The sequence below is a fragment of the Agrobacterium pusense genome, from assembly GCF_900102105.1.
Lineage (GTDB): Bacteria > Pseudomonadota > Alphaproteobacteria > Rhizobiales > Rhizobiaceae > Agrobacterium > Agrobacterium pusense.
This window is the reverse complement of sequence record NZ_FNBB01000004.1, coordinates 224,525-241,549: the sequence shown is the minus strand read 5'-3', so window position 1 is coordinate 241,549 and position 17,025 is coordinate 224,525. Positions and strand designations below refer to the sequence as shown.

The following is a 17,025-nucleotide window of genomic DNA, read 5'->3' as shown; positions in this document are numbered from 1 at the left end:
TGACTGTTTCGAGCAGAAGAAAAGCTGATGTGCCGCCGGCCTTCTCCAAGGAGAGCCGGTGAATGCCGGTTTGGAATAAATCTTCCATCCCGGCCGAGTTCTCCCGATTTCGAGCCGTAAACCATAATTTCAACGGCTTATGGACCGGCCTCCCGGTTGGGAACGAGGCCGAGCGAGCCTCTGCATCTTCCACGGCTATGCGATCCGGAAGGCGCTTTCTCCGCAATTTCCCATCATCACAGCCTTGTGCACCACTCCGCTGCGGGGCTGCGAAGAAAACATTGACGTTCGAACCAAAAATGGAATAAATATATCGAACAGACAGAAAATCGGTTTCATTATTCCGTTTTCTGATGTGAGGAGGTTGCGGCGGGCTTTCGGGTTCGCCTCCGGCTGGGAGAGGCGGCGCCGGACGCCACGGAGGAGAAAACAATGAAGAAATTTATCATCGGCGCAGCTATGTCTGTGCTTCTCGGCACGGCGGCCAATGCGGAGACCGTAGGTGTCTCGATGGCGCTGTTTGACGACAACTTCCTGACCGTGCTGCGCAATGGCATGCAGGATTATTCCAAGGAGCTGAAGGGCGTCACCCTGCAGGTCGAGGATGCGCAGAACGACGTCGCCAAGCAGCAGAGCCAGATCCAGAACTTCATCGCTTCCAAGGTCGACGCAATCATCGTCAACCCTGTGGACACGGATGCGACAGCGGCCATGTCCAAGCTCGCAGCCGACGCCAAGATTCCGCTCGTTTACGTCAACCGCCAGCCGGTGAACGTCGACAGCCTGCCGGACGGACAGGCGTTTGTCGCCTCCGACGAAACGGTGGCTGGTACGCTTGAGGCGAAAGAGGTTTGCCGCCTCCTCGGTGGCAAGGGCAATGCCGTCATCATGATGGGCGAGCTCTCGAACCAGGCGGCGCGCATGCGCACGCAGTCTGCGAAGGATGTCTTGAAAACCGACGATTGCAAAGGCATCTCCGTGGTTGAAGAGCAGACTGCCAACTGGCAGCGCACGCAGGGTTCCGACCTCGTGACCAACTGGCTGTCGAGCGGCATCGAGTTCAACGCCGTCATCGCCAATAACGACGAAATGGCGATCGGCGCCATTCAGTCTCTGAAGGCTGCTGGCAAGGACATGAAGGATTATGTCGTCGCCGGTGTGGACGCCACGCAGGATGCTCTCGCCGCCATGCAGGCGGGCGATCTCGACGCCACGGTCTTCCAGGATGCGGCAGGCCAGGGCAAGGGCGCACTTGATGCCGCGCTGAAGCTCGTCAAGGGCGAGAAGGTCGAGAAGAAGGTTTACATCCCCTTCCAGCTCGTCACGCCTGAAAACGTCAAGGACTACGTGGCCAAGAACTAGTGGCCGCCTTCCGGCATCTGCGCCGTTCAGATTGATATTGGAGGCAGATGCCGGTTCCCGACGGCGCCGAACAAGCTTCGGCGCATGAGGGGATCGTGATTGAATTCCAGTGAATTCAAAGTGTTGCAGCGCCCTGCATGTTGTGGTCGACATGGCGCTGTAAGCCTCCCCGGAGGCAAGGTGCGCCATTGGGCGAAGCCTGTTTCCGGTCAATTTTGTCTATTGTGGAGGATGAGATGGTCGTCAGTCCATCGACAATGGCCGCCGTGCGCGCCAGCGGCGCCGTGCCGAATGCGGAATACCTTCTCGCCGTCGAAGGCATACGCAAGGAATTTCCCGGCGTGGTGGCGCTCGATGATGTGCAGTTCAAGCTAAGGCGCGGCACCGTGCACGCGCTGATGGGCGAGAACGGCGCTGGAAAATCGACGCTGATGAAGATTCTGGCTGGCATCTACCAGCCAGACAGCGGCGAAATCCGCCTGAAAGGCGCCGACATTCGTCTCGATTCCCCGCTTGATGCGTTGGAAAACGGTATTGCCATGATCCATCAGGAATTGAACCTGATGGCTTACATGACGGTCGCGGAAAATATCTGGATCAGACGGGAACCCAAGAACCGGCTGGGCCTTATCGATCATGGCGAGATGTACCGCCGTACCGAAGCCCTGCTGGATCGCCTCGGTATCGATCTCGATCCGGAAACGCGGGTCGGTGAGCTTTCCGTCGCCAGCCGTCAGATGGTCGAGATTGCCAAGGCGGTTTCCTACGATTCCGACGTTCTCATCATGGACGAGCCGACATCCGCGCTGACGGAGCGCGAGGTGGAGCATCTCTTCCGCATCATTCGCGATCTCAGGGAACGCGGTATCGGCATCGTCTACATCACCCACAAGATGAACGAGCTATTCGAAATCGCCGACGAGTTCTCTGTTTTCCGGGACGGGGAATATATCGGCACGCATGCCTCTACCGATGTAACGCGCGACGACATCATCCGTATGATGGTGGGCCGCGAGATCACGCAGATGTTCCCGAAGGAAGAGGTTCCTATCGGCGACGTTGTCCTGTCGGTCAAGAACCTGACGCTTGATGGCGTGTTCCACGATATTTCCTTCGACGTTCGCGCCGGTGAAATTCTCGGCGTCGCGGGCCTGGTCGGTTCCGGTCGTTCCAATGTTGCAGAGACAGTCTTCGGTGTGACGCCCGCGTCTTCCGGGACAATCAGCATCGATGGCAAACCCGTTTCAGTCACCAGCCCGACGGAAGCCATTCGTCATCGCATGGCGTTTCTGACCGAGGATCGCAAGGACACGGGATGTCTGCTGATCCTGAATATTCTGGAAAATATGCAGATCGCCGTTCTGCAGGACAAATATGTCGCCAATGGTTTCGTGCAGGAAAACGCGTTGTCGGACGCCTGCGAGGAAATGTGCCGCAAGCTGAGGGTGAAAACCCCGCATCTTTACGAGCGCATCGAAAATCTTTCGGGCGGCAACCAGCAGAAAGTGTTGATCGGTCGCTGGATGCTGACCAAGCCGCGCATTCTGATCCTCGATGAGCCGACGCGCGGCATCGATGTGGGCGCCAAGGCGGAAATTCACAAGCTCGTTTGTGAGATGGCGCGCCAGGGCGTCGCCGTCATCATGATTTCCTCCGAAATGCCGGAGGTTCTGGGAATGAGCGACCGCATCATGGTCATGCATGAAGGTCGGGTGACCGGCTTCCTTGATAGAAGTGAAGCCACGCAGGTTAAGGTGATGGATCTCGCATCGCGGTGAGGCGCGCCGGGATTTCTCGAGGAGGAACAGATATGAATAGCAACGCCGCCGCCACTCCGGAGCTGCATGCCAAATCCGGACGCAAACCGCACCGGCGCATACCGCCGGAAGCCAATATTTTCTTCATTCTGATCGGCATAGCGCTGATTTACGAGATTCTCGGCTGGATATTCATCGGCCAGAGCTTCCTGATGAACCAGCAGCGACTGACCATCATGATCCTGCAGGTCTCCGTGATCGGCATCATAGCCGTAGGTGTGACGCAGGTCATCATTACCGGCGGCATCGATCTGTCCTCCGGGTCGGTCGTCGGCCTCACGGCGATGTTGTCCGCCAGCATGGCGCAGTCCTCAACCTGGCCGCGGGCCCTTTATCCTGGGCTCACCGACCTGCCGTTCATCATCCCGCTTGCTGTCGGCATTCTCGCCGGCATGTTGGCCGGTTTCATCAATGGGCAGCTCATCGCCCGCACGAAAATCCCGCCCTTCATTGCCACTCTCGGCATGATGGTGACCGCGCGCGGCATTTCCAAGTGGTATACGAAGGGTCAGCCGATCTCCGGCCTGACCGACGGCTTCAATTTCATTGGCACAGGCATCTGGCCAGTCGTGGTGTTCCTGCTCGTGGCAATCATTTTCCACGTCGCGCTGCGTTACACCCGCTATGGCAAGTTCACATATGCAATCGGTGCCAATGAGCAGGCTGCACGTGTATCCGGTATCAATATCGAGGCACATCTGATCAAGGTCTATGCCATTGCCGGAATGCTCGCCGGTCTTGCCGGTGTTGTCACCGCTGCCCGCGCTCAGACCGCGCAGGCCGGCATGGGCGTGATGTATGAACTTGACGCCATCGCTGCGGCCGTCATCGGCGGCACCTCGCTATCCGGCGGCGCCGGCCGCATCACCGGAACGGTAATCGGTACGATCATTCTCGGCGTCATGACATCGGGCTTCACCTTCCTCCGAGTGGACGCCTACTATCAGGAGATCGTCAAAGGTCTCATCATCGTGGCGGCCGTCGTCGCCGACGTCTACCGGCAGAAGAAACGCGCCAAGCGTTAAATCCTCCTCCCAGACCTTGGGGCAGGCCTTCAGGCTTGCCCCTTTTTTGTGTCCTCATGCGGCGAGGGGATCAGCAGCGGCTCATGCTTTGCTGTTTCGATAGTCGTGGACGGCTTTGCCGAAGGCCTCGAACAGGGCGCGGGAGGGCGCGTCCGTCTCGGCCCAGTATTCTGGATGCCATTGCACCCCGACAGCAAATCCTTTTGCGTCAATGACAGACACCGCCTCTATTGTGCCATCGGCGGCCGTCGCCTCCACCTGCAGGCGCGGCGCGGTTTCGGCAATGGCCTGCCTGTGCAGCGAGTTGATCTGGATTTCGCCCGACATGCCGAGATGCTGTGCAATGCAGGAGCCTTCGCGCACATGCACAGGCTGGCGGATGGCAAAGGCGACGTCGCGGTCGTCATGTTCCGGCTTGCGGTGGTCCCATATGCCCGGCCGCTCCTGAATTTCGGACGCCAGCGTTCCGCCCAGCGCCACATTCAGTTCCTGTATACCTCGGCAGATGGCCAGCATCGGAATGCCGCGCTCGATCGCACGGCGAATGAGCGGCAGGCTGGTGGCGTCGCGGGCCTGGTCGAACGGACCGTCGCTCTCCCGCGCCTCCTTTCCGTAGAGGGAAGGGTGCACATTGGTGGCGGAGCCGGAGACGAGCAGGCCATCCACCCGGTCGAGAATGGCGTCCACGTCGTTTCCGTCCTCAAAGGCCGGCACGATGAAGGACATGACACCAGCCACTTTCAGGGCGGCGGAAACATACTGGTTCTGCGCGGCGTGCCAGTCGGCTCCGGTAAAATGCCTTATGTCGGCGGGGACGGCGATGATGGGTTTTGGCATGGCGGCTCCGGAACGAATCTTCGAAATATGTGCGACCGCCGGCGAACCAAGTCAAGCATGCCTTTGCCTCCTGCTGATCCGGCATGCGCCTAAAGTATAAGGCGATGCCGAGATATTTCAGTTGAATATAAAATGCGAAGAAAATTCCCGGAAACACGGCGTTTTTCCGCGATTAATTCTTGGTGCGGGTGCTTGTCAGTCGGGCGATAACCGTGCTTACTTCGCTACAATGCCTGAACAGCAACGAGGGGAATTCAAAGCTGCAGGCAGCGTTCATATCTGGGAGGATATAGATGGATCGCCGTTCCTTCATGAAAAAAGGTGCGCTCGCGGGAGCAGCCACTGCAGCCCTTGCCGCGCCCGCTATTGCGCAGCAGAATACCAAGATCAACTGGCGCCTGACGTCGTCATTTCCGAAATCGCTTGATACGATCTATGGCGGTGCCGAGGATATTGCGAAGCACGTCGCTGCCGCCACCGACGGCAATTTTACCATCCAGCCCTTTGCCGCCGGGGAAATCGTTCCCGGATTGCAGGCGGCCGATGCCGTATCGTCAGGCACTGTGGAAATGTGCCATACCTGCTCCTATTATTATGTCGGCAAGGATCCGACCTTTGCGATCGGGACGGCCATACCCTTTGGCCTGAATGCTCGCCTGACCAATTCGTGGTTCTATGAAGGCAACGGCAACAAACTGCTCAATGAATTCTACGCCAAACATAACCTCTACGGCATGATTTCGGGCAATACCGGCGCGCAGATGGGAGGCTGGTTCCGTAAGGAGATCAACACGGTTGACGATTTCAAAGGCGTTAAGATGCGCATTGCCGGCCTTGCCGGCAAAGTGGTTGAAAAGCTTGGTGTCGTGCCGCAGCAGATCGCCGGCGGTGATATCTATCCGGCGCTGGAAAAGGGCACCATCGACGCCGCCGAGTGGGTCGGCCCTTATGACGACCACAAGCTCGGTTTTCAGAAAGTCGCAAAATACTATTATTATCCGGCCTTCTGGGAAGGCGGCCCGGTCATTCACTCCTTTGTCAATCTGGACAAGTGGAACAGCCTGCCCAAGAACTATCAGACGGCGCTGCAGGACGCCTGCGCCTTCGCCAATACCAGCATGATGGCGAAATACGACGCCAAAAACCCGATTGCCATCAAGCAGCTCGTTTCTGAAGGCGCGGTACTCAGACCCTTCAGCCAGGAAATTCTGGAAGCGTGCTATAAGGCGGCCCTTGAGGTATACGCCAATATTTCGGCTTCCAATCCGGACTTCAAGAAGATTTACGAGGACCAGGTCGCCTTCAAGCGCGAAGGCTATCTGTGGATGCAGCTGGCGGAATACACCTTCGATACTTTCATGATGATCCAGCAGCGTAACGGCAAGCTCTGATATTCAGTAACGGCGGCGGACCGGGCAAAGGCCTCGGAGATTTCGGTCTCCGGGGTTTTTGTTGTGCGCGTACCCTTATGCATTCGACAACAAAGGATGGATTATGATCGGGTCCTTCAGAGCACAATCGCAGGATGGGCGACCAGCCGGAGTGCCGGCTGAGATCGGCGCCCCCAGCCCCGGCCATTGGTCTCAATTGTGGACGTGACGCGATGTGGAAAACGCTGAGCGTTGCATTCGTCATCAAGAAGAACCGGACAGGCAGTATAGTGACTGCCCGGGTCCGTTTCTAAAGAGAATGAACGGAAGGCGGGGGCGTACCCCGTCTTCGCAATCACAGGCGTTTCCGCGCCCTTACAGGATGCCTGTCAAGGCCCGATCTTCGGCGGCTCGCCCAGATTTGGCATGCCCGGCATTCCTCCTGGCTGGCCTCCTGGCAAGCCGAAATTGGGCATGGTGTTGCCACCCTGATTACCGAAGGCGGGCACCTCGATCTTGATGGAGTTCAGATCGACGTCGGGAGCCTTGTCTATCCAGTAGGTGACGGATTCCGGCCAGAATATCACGATGGCGACGAGGATGAGCTGCATGCCGAGCCAGGGAATGGCGCCCATGTAGATATCCGATGTCTTGACGGTGCGCGGCGCGATGGAACGCAGGTAGAACAATGCAAATCCGAAAGGCGGGTGCATGAAGCTTGTCTGCATGTTGATGCAGATCAGCACGCCGAACCAGATGAGGTCAATGCCGAGCGACTGGGCTATCGGCGCCAGCATTGGAATGACGATGAACGCGATTTCGAAGAAATCGAGGAAGAAGGCGAGGAAGAAGATGAAGATGTTGACGAAGATCAGGAAGCCGATAGGACCGCCCGGAATGCCCGACAACATGTGCTCGATCCAAAGCGAACCATCCATGCCTTGGAAAACGAGCGAAAAGCAGGTCGCGCCGACCAGGATGAACACCACCATCGACGTGATGTGCATGGTGGAATGCATTCCCTGCTTGACGAGGTCCCAGCTGAGCCGCCGATGTGCCGCCGCCAGCGCCATCGCGCCGACAACGCCGAGCGCTCCGGCTTCCGTCGGTGTTGCGAGGCCGAGAAAGATGGTGCCGAGCACGAGGAAGATGAGCACGATGGAGGGGATCATGCCCGCCAGCACACGCAACACCAGCGCCCGGTTAAGCTCACCGCGTGCCTCCGGCGGCAAAGCCGGAAGATCCTTCGGCCGAACGATCGACATCAGCAGGATGAAGAGCATGAAGATCGCCACCTGCAGGATCGACGGACCGATCGCGCCGAGATACATGTCGCCCACGGATTTACCGAGCTGGTCGGCAAGGACGATCAGCACCAGCGAGGGCGGAATGACCTGTGTGATCGTGCCCGAGGCGGCGATGACGCCGGTGGCAAGTCGCGGATTATAGCCGTATTTCAGCATGATGGGCAGCGAGATGACGCCCATGGTGATGACCGAGGCCGCAACCGTGCCGGTGATCGCGCCCAGGATCGCGCCGACAATGATGACGGCATAGGCAAGTCCGCCCGGGATAGCACCGAAAAGCTTCCCCGTTCCTTCGAGCAGGTCTTCCGCAAGGCCGCAACGCTCCAGAATAGCGCCCATGAAGGTGAAGAAGGGAATAGCCAGCAGAAGGTCGTTCGAAACGATGCCGAAGATGCGCAGGGGCAGGGCCTGAAGAAAAGCCGGTGAAAAATGCTCGGTGAAGATGCCGATGACGCCAAAAACGAGGCCGACGGTGGCAAGCGAGAAAGCCACCGGAAATCCGTAAAGCATGAAGATAATCATGCCGATGAACATCAGTGGCGGAAGAATACCGTATTCAAACATGAGAATATCCTGAAGGTTCAGATCGGCGCGATCATTGCAGGGGTTTTTCGTACTTCGTATCGAGCGCATAAAGCCCGTTGAGGGCGCCTATGCGCTTGATGAGTTCGGAAAACCCCTGAAGAACCAGAAGGGCGAAACCGGCGAAGATGATTAGTTTCACGGGCCAGCGGATTAGGCCGCCGGCATTGGAAGACATTTCGCCCTGATTCCAGGACAGCGTGAACATGGGCCAGGACAGCCAGGCTAGATAAAGGCAGCCGGGCAGCAGGAACAGCACAATGCCGATAATATCCACCCAGATGCGGCTGCGTGGCGAAATCGCACCATAGATGATGTCGACCCGAACATGCTCGTTCATGCGCAGCGTATAGGAAGCGCCGATCAGCACGATGAAGGCGAACATGTACCACTGGATTTCGAGCCAGCCGTTGGAGCTGTAGTTCAAGGCGTAACGGACCATCGCGTTACCGGCGCTGACGAGGCAGCAGATGAGCACGAGATAACCGGCGACCTTGCCCAGTGCCTCGCTCGCAGAATCTATCAACGCACTTATTTTTAGAAGCGATTTCATGACTTTCCCCTCTTCCCTTGCCGGGCCCTTTGCGGGTTTATGGCGGAGAGCAAAGCCCGATACCCCTGCAACGGCCGCGCCTCCACGCGCGTCCGCACCATCGGTTCCGGAGTTCCTCCCCACAGAATCCGTGTATGGGCAGGCGGTTCGAAAAGCAACCGAAACCGCACGCAAAGAGCAAGAACGGTGGCCCTTTTCAACTATTAACGAAAGAATGTTGCCGGAAGGCAAGTATTGTCCTTGAGAGCCGGTCCGACGGATGGCGGCGTGACACTTTCGTGCGGAACGCATTGCGCTTTTCGACCACTTCATGTTACCTCTGGCACCGGAGAATCCGGCATGGCCCGTGATCGTCCGCGGGGCAGATTTCCCCGCAGGACGGGAATGACGGATGGAGCAAAGGGGAAGTGGAATGAGCGAACACCATACAGGTCCGGTCGAACTTGGCGCTGAAATGAACTACGCCGAACACGAAAAGACCTATAACGGTTTTCTGGCCTTGACCAAATACGGCACCATGATGCTGTGCGTGCTGATGCTGGCCATGGTTGCCGGTTTTTTCACATCCGCGGGCTTCCTTGGCGGTCTCGTTGTCTTTCTCGTTCTGTCGGCGGCCGGGTTCGTTCTGCTGCGCTGATCGAACCGTTTGCGGGCTGTTGCCCTTACGGGCAAGGGTTCTGCCGGACAACCGGGAAGGCCGGGTATGAAACGCCTTTTATCCTGTCTGTTTCTGTTGATTGCGGTTGCATGTCCCGTCTCCGCGCGTGATCTCTCTCCTGCCGAGCAGGAGAGGCTGCGTGCCCAGATTGAGCGTTTCAGCGCCGCCCTGAATGCGCAGGATTTCGAAACGGTCGGCAAGACTGTGCCGCCGAAAATCTTCGAGTTCATCGCCAGTGATGCGGGTGTCACTGTGGAGCAGTTGCGGAGCGCCTTGACGGCGCAGATGCAGATGGCGCTCGCGGCGGTCAAGATAACCGAATTCACCATGGACGCGCGGGCGGTCAGCCTGACTGAGACGCCGGATGGCACGCCGTATGCGCTCATTCCGACAAAAACCGTGATGGAAACCGGCGGTCAGACCATGGAGGCGAAGTCCCACACGCTGGCGCTGATCGACGGTTCGGACTGGTATTTGCTCCGGGTGAGCGATCAGCAGCAGGTGACCATCCTGCGAAAGGTCTACCCGTCCTTCGCGACGGTGGAATTCCCTGACGATTCCACGCAGACGGTGAAATAACCCGTATTGCTGGCGAGGCCGGGCCGTGGCGTCGCCAGTGCTACCCCATTTCAGGAAAACCGTCCCGGGCGGAAGGGATCGACCGAGATGGACGTTTCGTCGCCGTTTGCCATCTGCGTCACCAGCCGGGCTGTGGCTGCCGACTGGGTCAACCCCAAATGACCGTGGCCGAAGGCGTAGATAACGGAGGGTGTCGTCCGCGCTGTACCAATGACGGGAAGACAGTCCGGCATGGAGGGGCGGAACCCCATCCATTGCCGTCCGCCTTCCAGTTTGAGGCCGGGAAGGAAACGTTCCGCTTTTTTCAACATGGCTTCCGCGCGGCGGAAGTTCGGCTTCAGGTCCAGCCCGCCGAGTTCGACGGCGCCGCCGACGCGGATGCCCGTCGACAAGGGGGTCACAACGAAGCCGTGGTCGTTGAAATAAAGCTGGCGTGTCAGGTTGAAGGCACCGACAGGCAGGGTCGTGTTGTATCCTCGTTCCGTTTCCAGCGGCACGATGTTGCCAAGCGTCGCCGCGAGTTTTTTGGACCATGCTCCACAGGCGATCACCACTTTGTCGGCGTCGATCTTGTCGCCGTTCTCCAGCGTGACGATCGTACTTTCGCCCACTGCGTCGATGCGCTGAGCTTCGCCTTTGCGAAGGCTGGCTCCGCGTGAGATCACAAGATCAAATATGGCGCGGGTGAAATCATAGGGATCGGAGACCTGCAGGCCATCCGCCGAAAACACCGCATGGCGGAACTGCGGCGCCAGGCCCGGCTGCAGCTCTTCGATTTCGTTGCGGTCAACGCGCTGGAATGCGAAGCCGGCTTTTTCCTTTTCGTCCCAATCCCTACGGGCGGCGTTGAGGCTCGCCTCGCTATCATAGATATCAAGCGTGCCGGTTTTTGAGATGAAGGACGAGAGCTCGGGCATGGCAGCGATGTGGGCCATTTCGATGGCGGCCAGCCGGTTGATTTCCATGAGTGATTTCAGCCCATGACGGAAACTGCGTTCGGCGCTGGCGCGCCAGAAACGCCAAAGCCACGGGGCGATCTTCGGTGCATAGGCCGGCGGCACGCTGAGAGGTCCGAGCGGATCAAAAAGCCAGCGCGGGGCTTTTTTCATGATACCGGGCGCGGGAATGGGGATGATTTCCGGAAAGGCCAATATACCGGCATTACCGGAACTCGCACCGCGGGAGATATCGCCACGCTCAAGAAGCACGACATCACGCCCGGCATTCTGCAGATAAAGCGCTGCCATGGAACCGATAATGCCGGTGCCGACCACCAGCACGTCGCATTTCAGGGTTTTGGGCATCGGCGCTCCTGCAATACAAATCTCTCAAGCCCGCCATAACAATGAATGCAGAGGGTATGAAAGGTCGCATCACGCTGCGGCGATAGAAATATCAGCACTGTGGCAAATAAGCGGTTCCGCGGTGGGGGAGGCCGCCATGCACATCAGTGCGTTTTGCCCATCGGCTAGGTCGCGGCTTAGATAGTTATGAGCCATTATTAATCGCTATTTAACAGTGTCTGGCTAGTTTCGCGTGCAGTCAGGCCCATCCATGTTCATCCCTTCTCATTCGGAGGGGCAGTGGGTCTGCGCAGCGGTTAATTTGGGGGTTTTAAAGGCATGTCTCACTTTTCCAAACTCGGTCTGGATGCATCTGCGGTACTTGACGCCCTGAACCGTTCGCAGGCCATCATCGAATTCGATCTGACCGGGAAAATTCTGAAGGCGAACGATAATTTCTGCAAAGCGGTGGGTTATCAGCAGTCCGAAATCATCGGACGGCACCACAGCATGTTTGTCGCTCCCGAAGACGCTGCCAATGCGGAATACAACGCGTTCTGGGCGAAACTCTCGCGCGGCGAATATGATCAGGGTCAATATCGGCGCCGGGCAAAAAACGGCGACGAAATCTGGATCGAAGCTTCCTATAATCCCGTCTTTCGTTTCGGTAAACCTTACAAGATCGTCAAGGTTGCAACCGATATCACCGTGATCAAGCGCAAGAGCATGGAAGATGACGGCAAGCTGGCTGCTCTCTCCCGCGCGCAGGCCATGATCGAATTTACACCAGATGGGAAGATCCTCAGCGCCAACGAGAATTTCCTCGCGGCGCTTGGTTACACGGCGCAGGAAATTGTAGGCAAGCATCATTCGATGTTCTGTGAGCCAGCTTATGCCCAGTCCCAGGAATATCGTGATTTCTGGCAGGAGCTGAGGAGCGGCCGTTTCTCTGCCGGGCAGTTCATGCGGCTCGGCAAGGACGGCAAACGCGTTTTCATCCAGGCGTCCTATAATCCGATACTGGATGAGCAGGGCCGTGTCTTGAAGGTGGCGAAGTTTGCCTTCGACGTGACGGACCGCATGCATGCGGTGGAGGAGCTTGGCGCGGCGCTTGAGCGGCTCTCCCAATGCAACATCCGCGTCACGCTGGACAAACCCTTCGTGGGTGAATTTGAGAGCCTGCGGCGCGATTTCAACAAGTCCATCGCGGAATTCCAGAAGACGCTGGAAAATGTTCTCGGCCAGACGGGCGATCTGACCCGCAGCAGCCAGGAAGTCAGCGAGGCTTCCGTCAATCTGGCCGAACGTTCGCGCGAACAGGCCGTAGCGCTGGAAGAAACCTCTGCGGCACTGGAGGAAATCACGGCGACGGTTCGTTCATCCACGGAAAACATGAAAGAGACCCGCAAGCTGGTTCACAGTGCACGCACATCCACCGCGGCCTCGACCGAGGTCGTTGAGCGTACGGTCAATGCCATGCAGCGCATCGAGACAGCATCGCGGGAAATCAGTCAGATCATTGGTGTTATCGATGAGATCGCCTTCCAGACCAACCTGCTGGCGCTGAATGCGGGCGTGGAAGCCGCCCGCGCGGGTGAAGCCGGCAAGGGCTTTGCCGTGGTGGCGCAGGAGGTGCGCGAGCTTGCGCAGCGTTCCGCTGGTGCCGCCAAGGAAATCAAGGCGCTGATCAACAATTCCGGCAGCGAGGTCCTTGAAGGGGTAAGGCTCGTGGGTGAAACGGGCGAAGCGCTGAAGCAGATCGACGCGCTGGTCAGGCATATTGACGGCAACGTTGACATGATCGCCAAGGCAGCGGACGAGCAGGCTGTCGGCATCAGTGAGATCAACAAGGCGGTCAACCGGCTGGACCGGATGACGCAGGAAAATGCCGCCATGAGCGCACGCACCACCGTAATCAGCACCACGCTCGCGCAGGGTGCGGATGCATTAGCCCAGCTTGTCAGCCTGTTCAAACTGAACCGCCGCACGGTTCAGCGTGAGGATGGTGCCTCAATACGGTCTGATTTTTCGACTGCTGCTCGGCACGATCAGGAGGTCGGGCGCGCAGCAGCATGAAGGGAGCCGGCTTTCGCCGGCCCCCGCTTATTGCTGATCATCAATTGATACGGATGCCCTTGATAGGGCATCTGCGCGCGGTTAACCCCGCAAGGCCGGGCGCGTGATGCCGAGGTGGTCGCGCAATGTGGAGCCCTCATATTCCCGGCGGAACAGGCCGCGTTCCTGCAAGAGCGGTACCACCTCGCGATTAAACTCCTCCAGCCCGCCGGGGAAGAAGGGCGGCATGACGTTGAAGCCATCGGCTGCGCCGTTCTCGAACCATTGCTGCATCCTGTCGGCAACGTCACTCGCCGTTCCCATGACGATATGGTGGCCACGGCCGGCCGCGACGCGCAGCGCCAGTTCTCGGATCGTGAGCTTTTCGCGCCGTGCCAGCTCGGTCAGCAACTCGGCGCGGCTGCGCAACTGGTCGGAGATGGGAAGTTCGGGCAACGGGCCGTCGAGATCATAGTCGGCCAGGCTGTGGCCGATGCGTTCTTCGAGCAGCGGCATCGCGCTCTTGATGTCCGTCCAGCGGTTCAGTTCCTTCAGCTTTTCACTCGCCTCCTCGAAACTCCTGCCGATGATCGGCATGAAGCCGGGCATCACGGCAACGCTGGCGGGATCGCGGCCGAATTTTTCGACGCGCGCCTTCAGGCTCGTGTAGAAAGCTTGCGCTTCGGAAATTGCCTGTTGGGCGGTGAAGACGATATCGGCGGTGCGTGCGGCGAGATCCTGACCCGGTCCGGAGGAACCGGCCTGGATGAGAACCGGATGGCCCTGCGGCGAGCGCGGAATGTTGAGCGGTCCCTTGACGGTGAAATATTTGCCTTCGTGGTTGAGAACATGGACTTTCTCGGGATCGACGTAGCGGCCCGCCTGCTTGTCCTTGATGAAGGCGTCGTCATCCCAGCTGTCCCAAAGGCCGCGAACGACGTTCACATATTCTTCCGCCACCGCATAACGCTCGTCATGCTCGGGGTGGTCCTTGGAGAAATTCGCTGCCGTCCGTGCGTAAGAGGTGGTGACAATGTTCCAGGCCGCTCGACCATGGCTTAAATGGTCTATGGAGGCGAAGGCGCGAGCGGTGTGATAGGGCTCGCCATAGGTGGTGGAGGCGGTTGCGGCCAGCCCGATCTTCTCGGTCACCATTGCCAGCGCGGCAAGCAGGGTCAACGGCTCGAAACGTGCGATCATCGAAGGATGGGCGTCGACGCCGCTGGTCAGCCCGTCGGCGAGGAATACCATGTCGAACTTTGCCGCTTCGGCCATTTTCGTCACGCGGGTGAGCAGATCGAGGTTTTCGCTGCCGGCCTCCGCATCGGGGTGACGCCAGCCGGAAACGTGGTGTCCGGCACCCTGCAGGAAAAGGCCGAGATGCATCTGTCTTTTGCGGGTCGTGGTGGTCATGGGAATCATGCCTTCATGTCAGTCGAGTTATATTGGCGATACCAGAAGCATTTCGAGCTTCCTGAGGTCGGCTGCGGTTTTCATGGACCGCACCAAGGCCGGGATGCCGGCGAATTTTTCACTGCCGCCGGTCGCGTCGGCAAATTTTTCGGCCGGGTCATCAATGCCGGGAAGCCCGTCGACGCGGCGCGATAGCACCGTACCATCCTTCTTCGTGACATCTATCACCACGAAACGGGTGGTTGGGTCTGGCGACAGGCGGCGAGCGGTCTCGTCATGCCGGCGCGAGACTTTCGCGGAAAGGCCGAGCAGGTCGGCGCGTGCCGGGCGTTCGTCGAAATGGCTGATCCCCAGTGACCCATCCGTCAGCGCCGCAGCGAAGACATATTCGGGGCTGAAGCGCGCGTCTATGCCGGTTGCGGGCGTGGCAGGGCCGACAAGCGCGGCATCGCCGCCGGGCGGGAAGGTGATGGTGACCGCCTCGATTTCTTCCGGCTGCAGCTCATGGGTGCTGCGCAGCGCCAGCGCGCCCACGGCGACGGGGTGTGCCGCGGTACAACACGGGAAGGCCTTGAGGGTTAGGCCCGGCGAGACGATCTGCCAGGGTGCGCCCCAGCCGGAGAGAACACGCTTCGGCTGCTCGGCGCCGAAGGCGAAGGCCGAATAAAAGCCGATGGAATTTTCCAGAAAATCCGGCGCGCCCTGAAAGCCGGATCGTGCCAGCCGTGCTGCGGTGAGGCCGGCACGCGTGGCAAGCCCCGCATGGAGCGGCTTGGCGTCATAACCGAATTGCAGGCGAAGCCCGGCCGATTGCGTGGCGGCGAGGCCGAGCGCCACGGCCGTTGTCTGCGGATCGAATTTCAGGAGATGAGCGATCGCGGCCGCGGCACCCATGGGGCCAAGTGTGGCGGTGGCGTGGAAACCATTTTCGTAATGTCTGGTGCCGAGCGACAGGCCAGTGCGGGCCATGGTTTCCAGCCCGACGATATAGGCGGCGATGAATGCATCCGCCGTCGAGCCTTCCTCGACCGCAACAGCCAGTAGGGCTGGAACAATGGCGACGGTGGGGTGGCCGCGCACACTGCCATGGACGTCGTCGTAATCAAGCACGTGACCGGCATGGCCGTTGATAAGGGCGGCAGTGAAGGCATCCGTACGCAGATCGTGGCCGACGATGCCGGCTGCGCCTTGCGTGCCTGACGTGAAGGTGTCGATCAGGATTTTCGTGCTCCTGTCGGCAGCGCCGCCCAGCACGCAGGCAAAGAAATCGATCAGTGCCGTGCGGGCAATGGTGACCGCCTCTTCATCGTGTAGCGGATCGGAAGCGGCAATGGCTCCGGCAAGAAGAAGTGTGAGTTTTTCCTCCGCGACCATGGCATCAGATCCCTTCGCCGTCATTCACGCGCGCGCCCTGTCCGCCGAGACCCTTGACGAAGGCGTTGATGCGCGGATTGGTCGACTTGTAGAATATGTGCTCCGGCGTGCCCTGATCGACGATCAGGCCGTTTTCGGTGAAGACGATTTTGTCGCTGATTTCTTCGGCAAAGCGCATTTCGTGGGTAACGAGAATGCTCGTCATGCCGTCGTTGACGAGGTCGCGGATGACGGCGAGCACTTCCCCAACCGTTTCGGGATCGAGTGCCGAGGTGACTTCATCGAACAGCACCAGCTCCGGCCGCATGGCGAGCGCGCGGGCGATCGCCACGCGCTGCTGCTGGCCGCCGGAAAGCTGGCCGGGATAGGCATCGACCTTCTGGGACAGGCGGACCTTTTCCAGCAATTCGCGGGCATGGCGCTCCGCTTCCGTTTTTGGCGTACCAAGTATTTTGATCGGCGCGATGGTGATGTTTTCCATCACCGTCAGATGCGGGAAGAGGTTGAACTGCTGGAACACGATGCCGATCCGCTTGCGCAGCGCGATGCGCTCGGCCTCGGTTTTAAGCTGGTCTACTCGCGTGCCGCCAACGGTGATCTTGCCCGATTGCGGAATGAGCAGGCCGTTGATGCAGCGCAGGATGGTGGACTTGCCGGAGCCGGAAGGACCGATGATGGAGACGGCGTCCCCCTTGTTGACGGTGAGATCAATGCCTTTCAGAACCTGGTTGTCACCAAAAGCAAGATGGATTGCTTCGAGTTCAACAAGCGGCTGGGCGTTTTGGGCGATGGATGCGGACATGGCTTGTT

The 17,025-nt window shown here is 59.0% G+C and carries 14 protein-coding genes; 7 read left to right on the top strand and 7 right to left on the bottom strand.

Annotation, left to right across the window (positions count from 1 at the left end):
• The first annotated feature begins 432 nt into the window (after positions 1 to 432).
• The 3 genes from BLU28_RS12960 (at position 433) to BLU28_RS12950 (ending at position 4,204) form a co-directional block, all read left to right on the top strand.
• The gene (locus tag BLU28_RS12960; protein ID WP_077986423.1) at positions 433 to 1,362 is read left to right on the top strand and encodes a sugar ABC transporter substrate-binding protein; all 930 of its coding nucleotides are present in this window, start codon (positions 433 to 435) and stop codon (positions 1,360 to 1,362) included.
• Positions 1,363 to 1,598: 236 nt separating this feature from the next.
• Positions 1,599 to 3,140: a sugar ABC transporter ATP-binding protein gene (locus tag BLU28_RS12955; protein ID WP_077986422.1), complete on the top strand. Its 1,542-nt coding sequence runs from the start codon at positions 1,599 to 1,601 to the stop codon at positions 3,138 to 3,140.
• Positions 3,141 to 3,172: 32 nt separating this feature from the next.
• Positions 3,173 to 4,204: an ABC transporter permease gene (locus BLU28_RS12950; RefSeq protein WP_077986421.1), complete on the top strand. Its 1,032-nt coding sequence runs from the start codon at positions 3,173 to 3,175 to the stop codon at positions 4,202 to 4,204.
• An 81-nt stretch (positions 4,205 to 4,285) separates the two neighbouring features.
• On the opposite strand, the gene BLU28_RS12945 is transcribed toward BLU28_RS12950, so the two are convergent.
• Positions 4,286 to 5,041, bottom strand: coding sequence for a gamma-glutamyl-gamma-aminobutyrate hydrolase family protein (locus tag BLU28_RS12945; RefSeq protein WP_077986420.1), 756 nt, complete (start codon positions 5,039 to 5,041; stop codon positions 4,286 to 4,288).
• A gap of 293 nt (positions 5,042 to 5,334) precedes the next feature.
• Here BLU28_RS12945 and BLU28_RS12940 point away from each other — a divergent pair, with 293 nt between their 5' ends.
• Positions 5,335 to 6,432 (top strand): TRAP transporter substrate-binding protein, encoded by a 1,098-nt coding sequence (locus tag BLU28_RS12940; protein WP_003510333.1) that lies wholly within the window; start codon positions 5,335 to 5,337, stop codon positions 6,430 to 6,432.
• A 368-nt stretch (positions 6,433 to 6,800) separates the two neighbouring features.
• Here BLU28_RS12940 and BLU28_RS12935 read toward each other — a convergent pair whose 3' ends face one another.
• Complete coding sequence (locus BLU28_RS12935) at positions 6,801 to 8,282, bottom strand: TRAP transporter large permease (protein ID WP_004438436.1); 1,482 nt, start codon at positions 8,280 to 8,282, stop codon at positions 6,801 to 6,803.
• 31 nt (positions 8,283 to 8,313) lie between these two features.
• Positions 8,314 to 8,853: a TRAP transporter small permease subunit gene (locus BLU28_RS12930; protein WP_004438438.1), complete on the bottom strand. Its 540-nt coding sequence runs from the start codon at positions 8,851 to 8,853 to the stop codon at positions 8,314 to 8,316.
• A gap of 412 nt (positions 8,854 to 9,265) precedes the next feature.
• On the opposite strand from BLU28_RS12930, the gene BLU28_RS12920 reads away from it, so the two are divergent.
• Complete coding sequence (locus tag BLU28_RS12920) at positions 9,266 to 9,490, top strand: aa3-type cytochrome c oxidase subunit IV (RefSeq protein WP_004438441.1); 225 nt, start codon at positions 9,266 to 9,268, stop codon at positions 9,488 to 9,490.
• A gap of 66 nt (positions 9,491 to 9,556) precedes the next feature.
• A complete protein-coding gene (locus BLU28_RS12915; protein WP_077986418.1) occupies positions 9,557 to 10,090 on the top strand; it encodes a hypothetical protein in 534 nt (177 codons plus the stop codon).
• Between the two features lie 50 nt (positions 10,091 to 10,140).
• Here BLU28_RS12915 and BLU28_RS12910 read toward each other — a convergent pair whose 3' ends face one another.
• Positions 10,141 to 11,394 (bottom strand): NAD(P)/FAD-dependent oxidoreductase, encoded by a 1,254-nt coding sequence (locus tag BLU28_RS12910; RefSeq protein WP_077986417.1) that lies wholly within the window; start codon positions 11,392 to 11,394, stop codon positions 10,141 to 10,143.
• Between the two features lie 318 nt (positions 11,395 to 11,712).
• On the opposite strand from BLU28_RS12910, the gene BLU28_RS12905 reads away from it, so the two are divergent.
• Positions 11,713 to 13,449: a methyl-accepting chemotaxis protein gene (locus tag BLU28_RS12905; protein WP_077986416.1), complete on the top strand. Its 1,737-nt coding sequence runs from the start codon at positions 11,713 to 11,715 to the stop codon at positions 13,447 to 13,449.
• A gap of 81 nt (positions 13,450 to 13,530) precedes the next feature.
• On the opposite strand, the gene BLU28_RS12900 is transcribed toward BLU28_RS12905, so the two are convergent.
• Genes BLU28_RS12900 through BLU28_RS12890 form a run of 3 tightly spaced genes read right to left on the bottom strand, consistent with a single transcriptional unit; the run spans position 13,531 to position 17,017 of the window.
• Positions 13,531 to 14,850, bottom strand: a complete 1,320-nt coding sequence (locus BLU28_RS12900; RefSeq protein WP_022563613.1) for an LLM class flavin-dependent oxidoreductase — start codon at positions 14,848 to 14,850, stop codon at positions 13,531 to 13,533.
• Between the two features lie 18 nt (positions 14,851 to 14,868).
• Positions 14,869 to 16,215 (bottom strand): MmgE/PrpD family protein, encoded by a 1,347-nt coding sequence (locus tag BLU28_RS12895; protein WP_077986487.1) that lies wholly within the window; start codon positions 16,213 to 16,215, stop codon positions 14,869 to 14,871.
• Positions 16,216 to 16,219: 4 nt separating this feature from the next.
• The gene (locus BLU28_RS12890; protein WP_004438459.1) at positions 16,220 to 17,017 is read right to left on the bottom strand and encodes an amino acid ABC transporter ATP-binding protein; all 798 of its coding nucleotides are present in this window, start codon (positions 17,015 to 17,017) and stop codon (positions 16,220 to 16,222) included.
• Between the last annotated feature and the right edge of the window lie 8 nt (positions 17,018 to 17,025).

What these genes read in the sequence shown, in the direction of transcription:
- BLU28_RS12960 (WP_077986423.1), top strand. Translation starts at nt 433, where the DNA reads ATGAAGAAATTTATCATCGGCGCAGCTATGTCTGTGCTTCTCGGCACG.
- BLU28_RS12955 (WP_077986422.1), top strand. Translation starts at nt 1,599, where the DNA reads ATGGTCGTCAGTCCATCGACAATGGCCGCCGTGCGCGCCAGCGGCGCC.
- BLU28_RS12950 (WP_077986421.1), top strand. Translation starts at nt 3,173, where the DNA reads ATGAATAGCAACGCCGCCGCCACTCCGGAGCTGCATGCCAAATCCGGA.
- BLU28_RS12945 (WP_077986420.1), bottom strand. Translation starts at nt 5,041, where the DNA reads ATGCCAAAACCCATCATCGCCGTCCCCGCCGACATAAGGCATTTTACC.
- BLU28_RS12940 (WP_003510333.1), top strand. Translation starts at nt 5,335, where the DNA reads ATGGATCGCCGTTCCTTCATGAAAAAAGGTGCGCTCGCGGGAGCAGCC.
- BLU28_RS12935 (WP_004438436.1), bottom strand. Translation starts at nt 8,282, where the DNA reads ATGTTTGAATACGGTATTCTTCCGCCACTGATGTTCATCGGCATGATT.
- BLU28_RS12930 (WP_004438438.1), bottom strand. Translation starts at nt 8,853, where the DNA reads ATGAAATCGCTTCTAAAAATAAGTGCGTTGATAGATTCTGCGAGCGAG.
- BLU28_RS12920 (WP_004438441.1), top strand. Translation starts at nt 9,266, where the DNA reads ATGAGCGAACACCATACAGGTCCGGTCGAACTTGGCGCTGAAATGAAC.
- BLU28_RS12915 (WP_077986418.1), top strand. Translation starts at nt 9,557, where the DNA reads ATGAAACGCCTTTTATCCTGTCTGTTTCTGTTGATTGCGGTTGCATGT.
- BLU28_RS12910 (WP_077986417.1), bottom strand. Translation starts at nt 11,394, where the DNA reads ATGCCCAAAACCCTGAAATGCGACGTGCTGGTGGTCGGCACCGGCATT.
- BLU28_RS12905 (WP_077986416.1), top strand. Translation starts at nt 11,713, where the DNA reads ATGTCTCACTTTTCCAAACTCGGTCTGGATGCATCTGCGGTACTTGAC.
- BLU28_RS12900 (WP_022563613.1), bottom strand. Translation starts at nt 14,850, where the DNA reads ATGATTCCCATGACCACCACGACCCGCAAAAGACAGATGCATCTCGGC.
- BLU28_RS12895 (WP_077986487.1), bottom strand. Translation starts at nt 16,215, where the DNA reads ATGGTCGCGGAGGAAAAACTCACACTTCTTCTTGCCGGAGCCATTGCC.
- BLU28_RS12890 (WP_004438459.1), bottom strand. Translation starts at nt 17,017, where the DNA reads ATGTCCGCATCCATCGCCCAAAACGCCCAGCCGCTTGTTGAACTCGAA.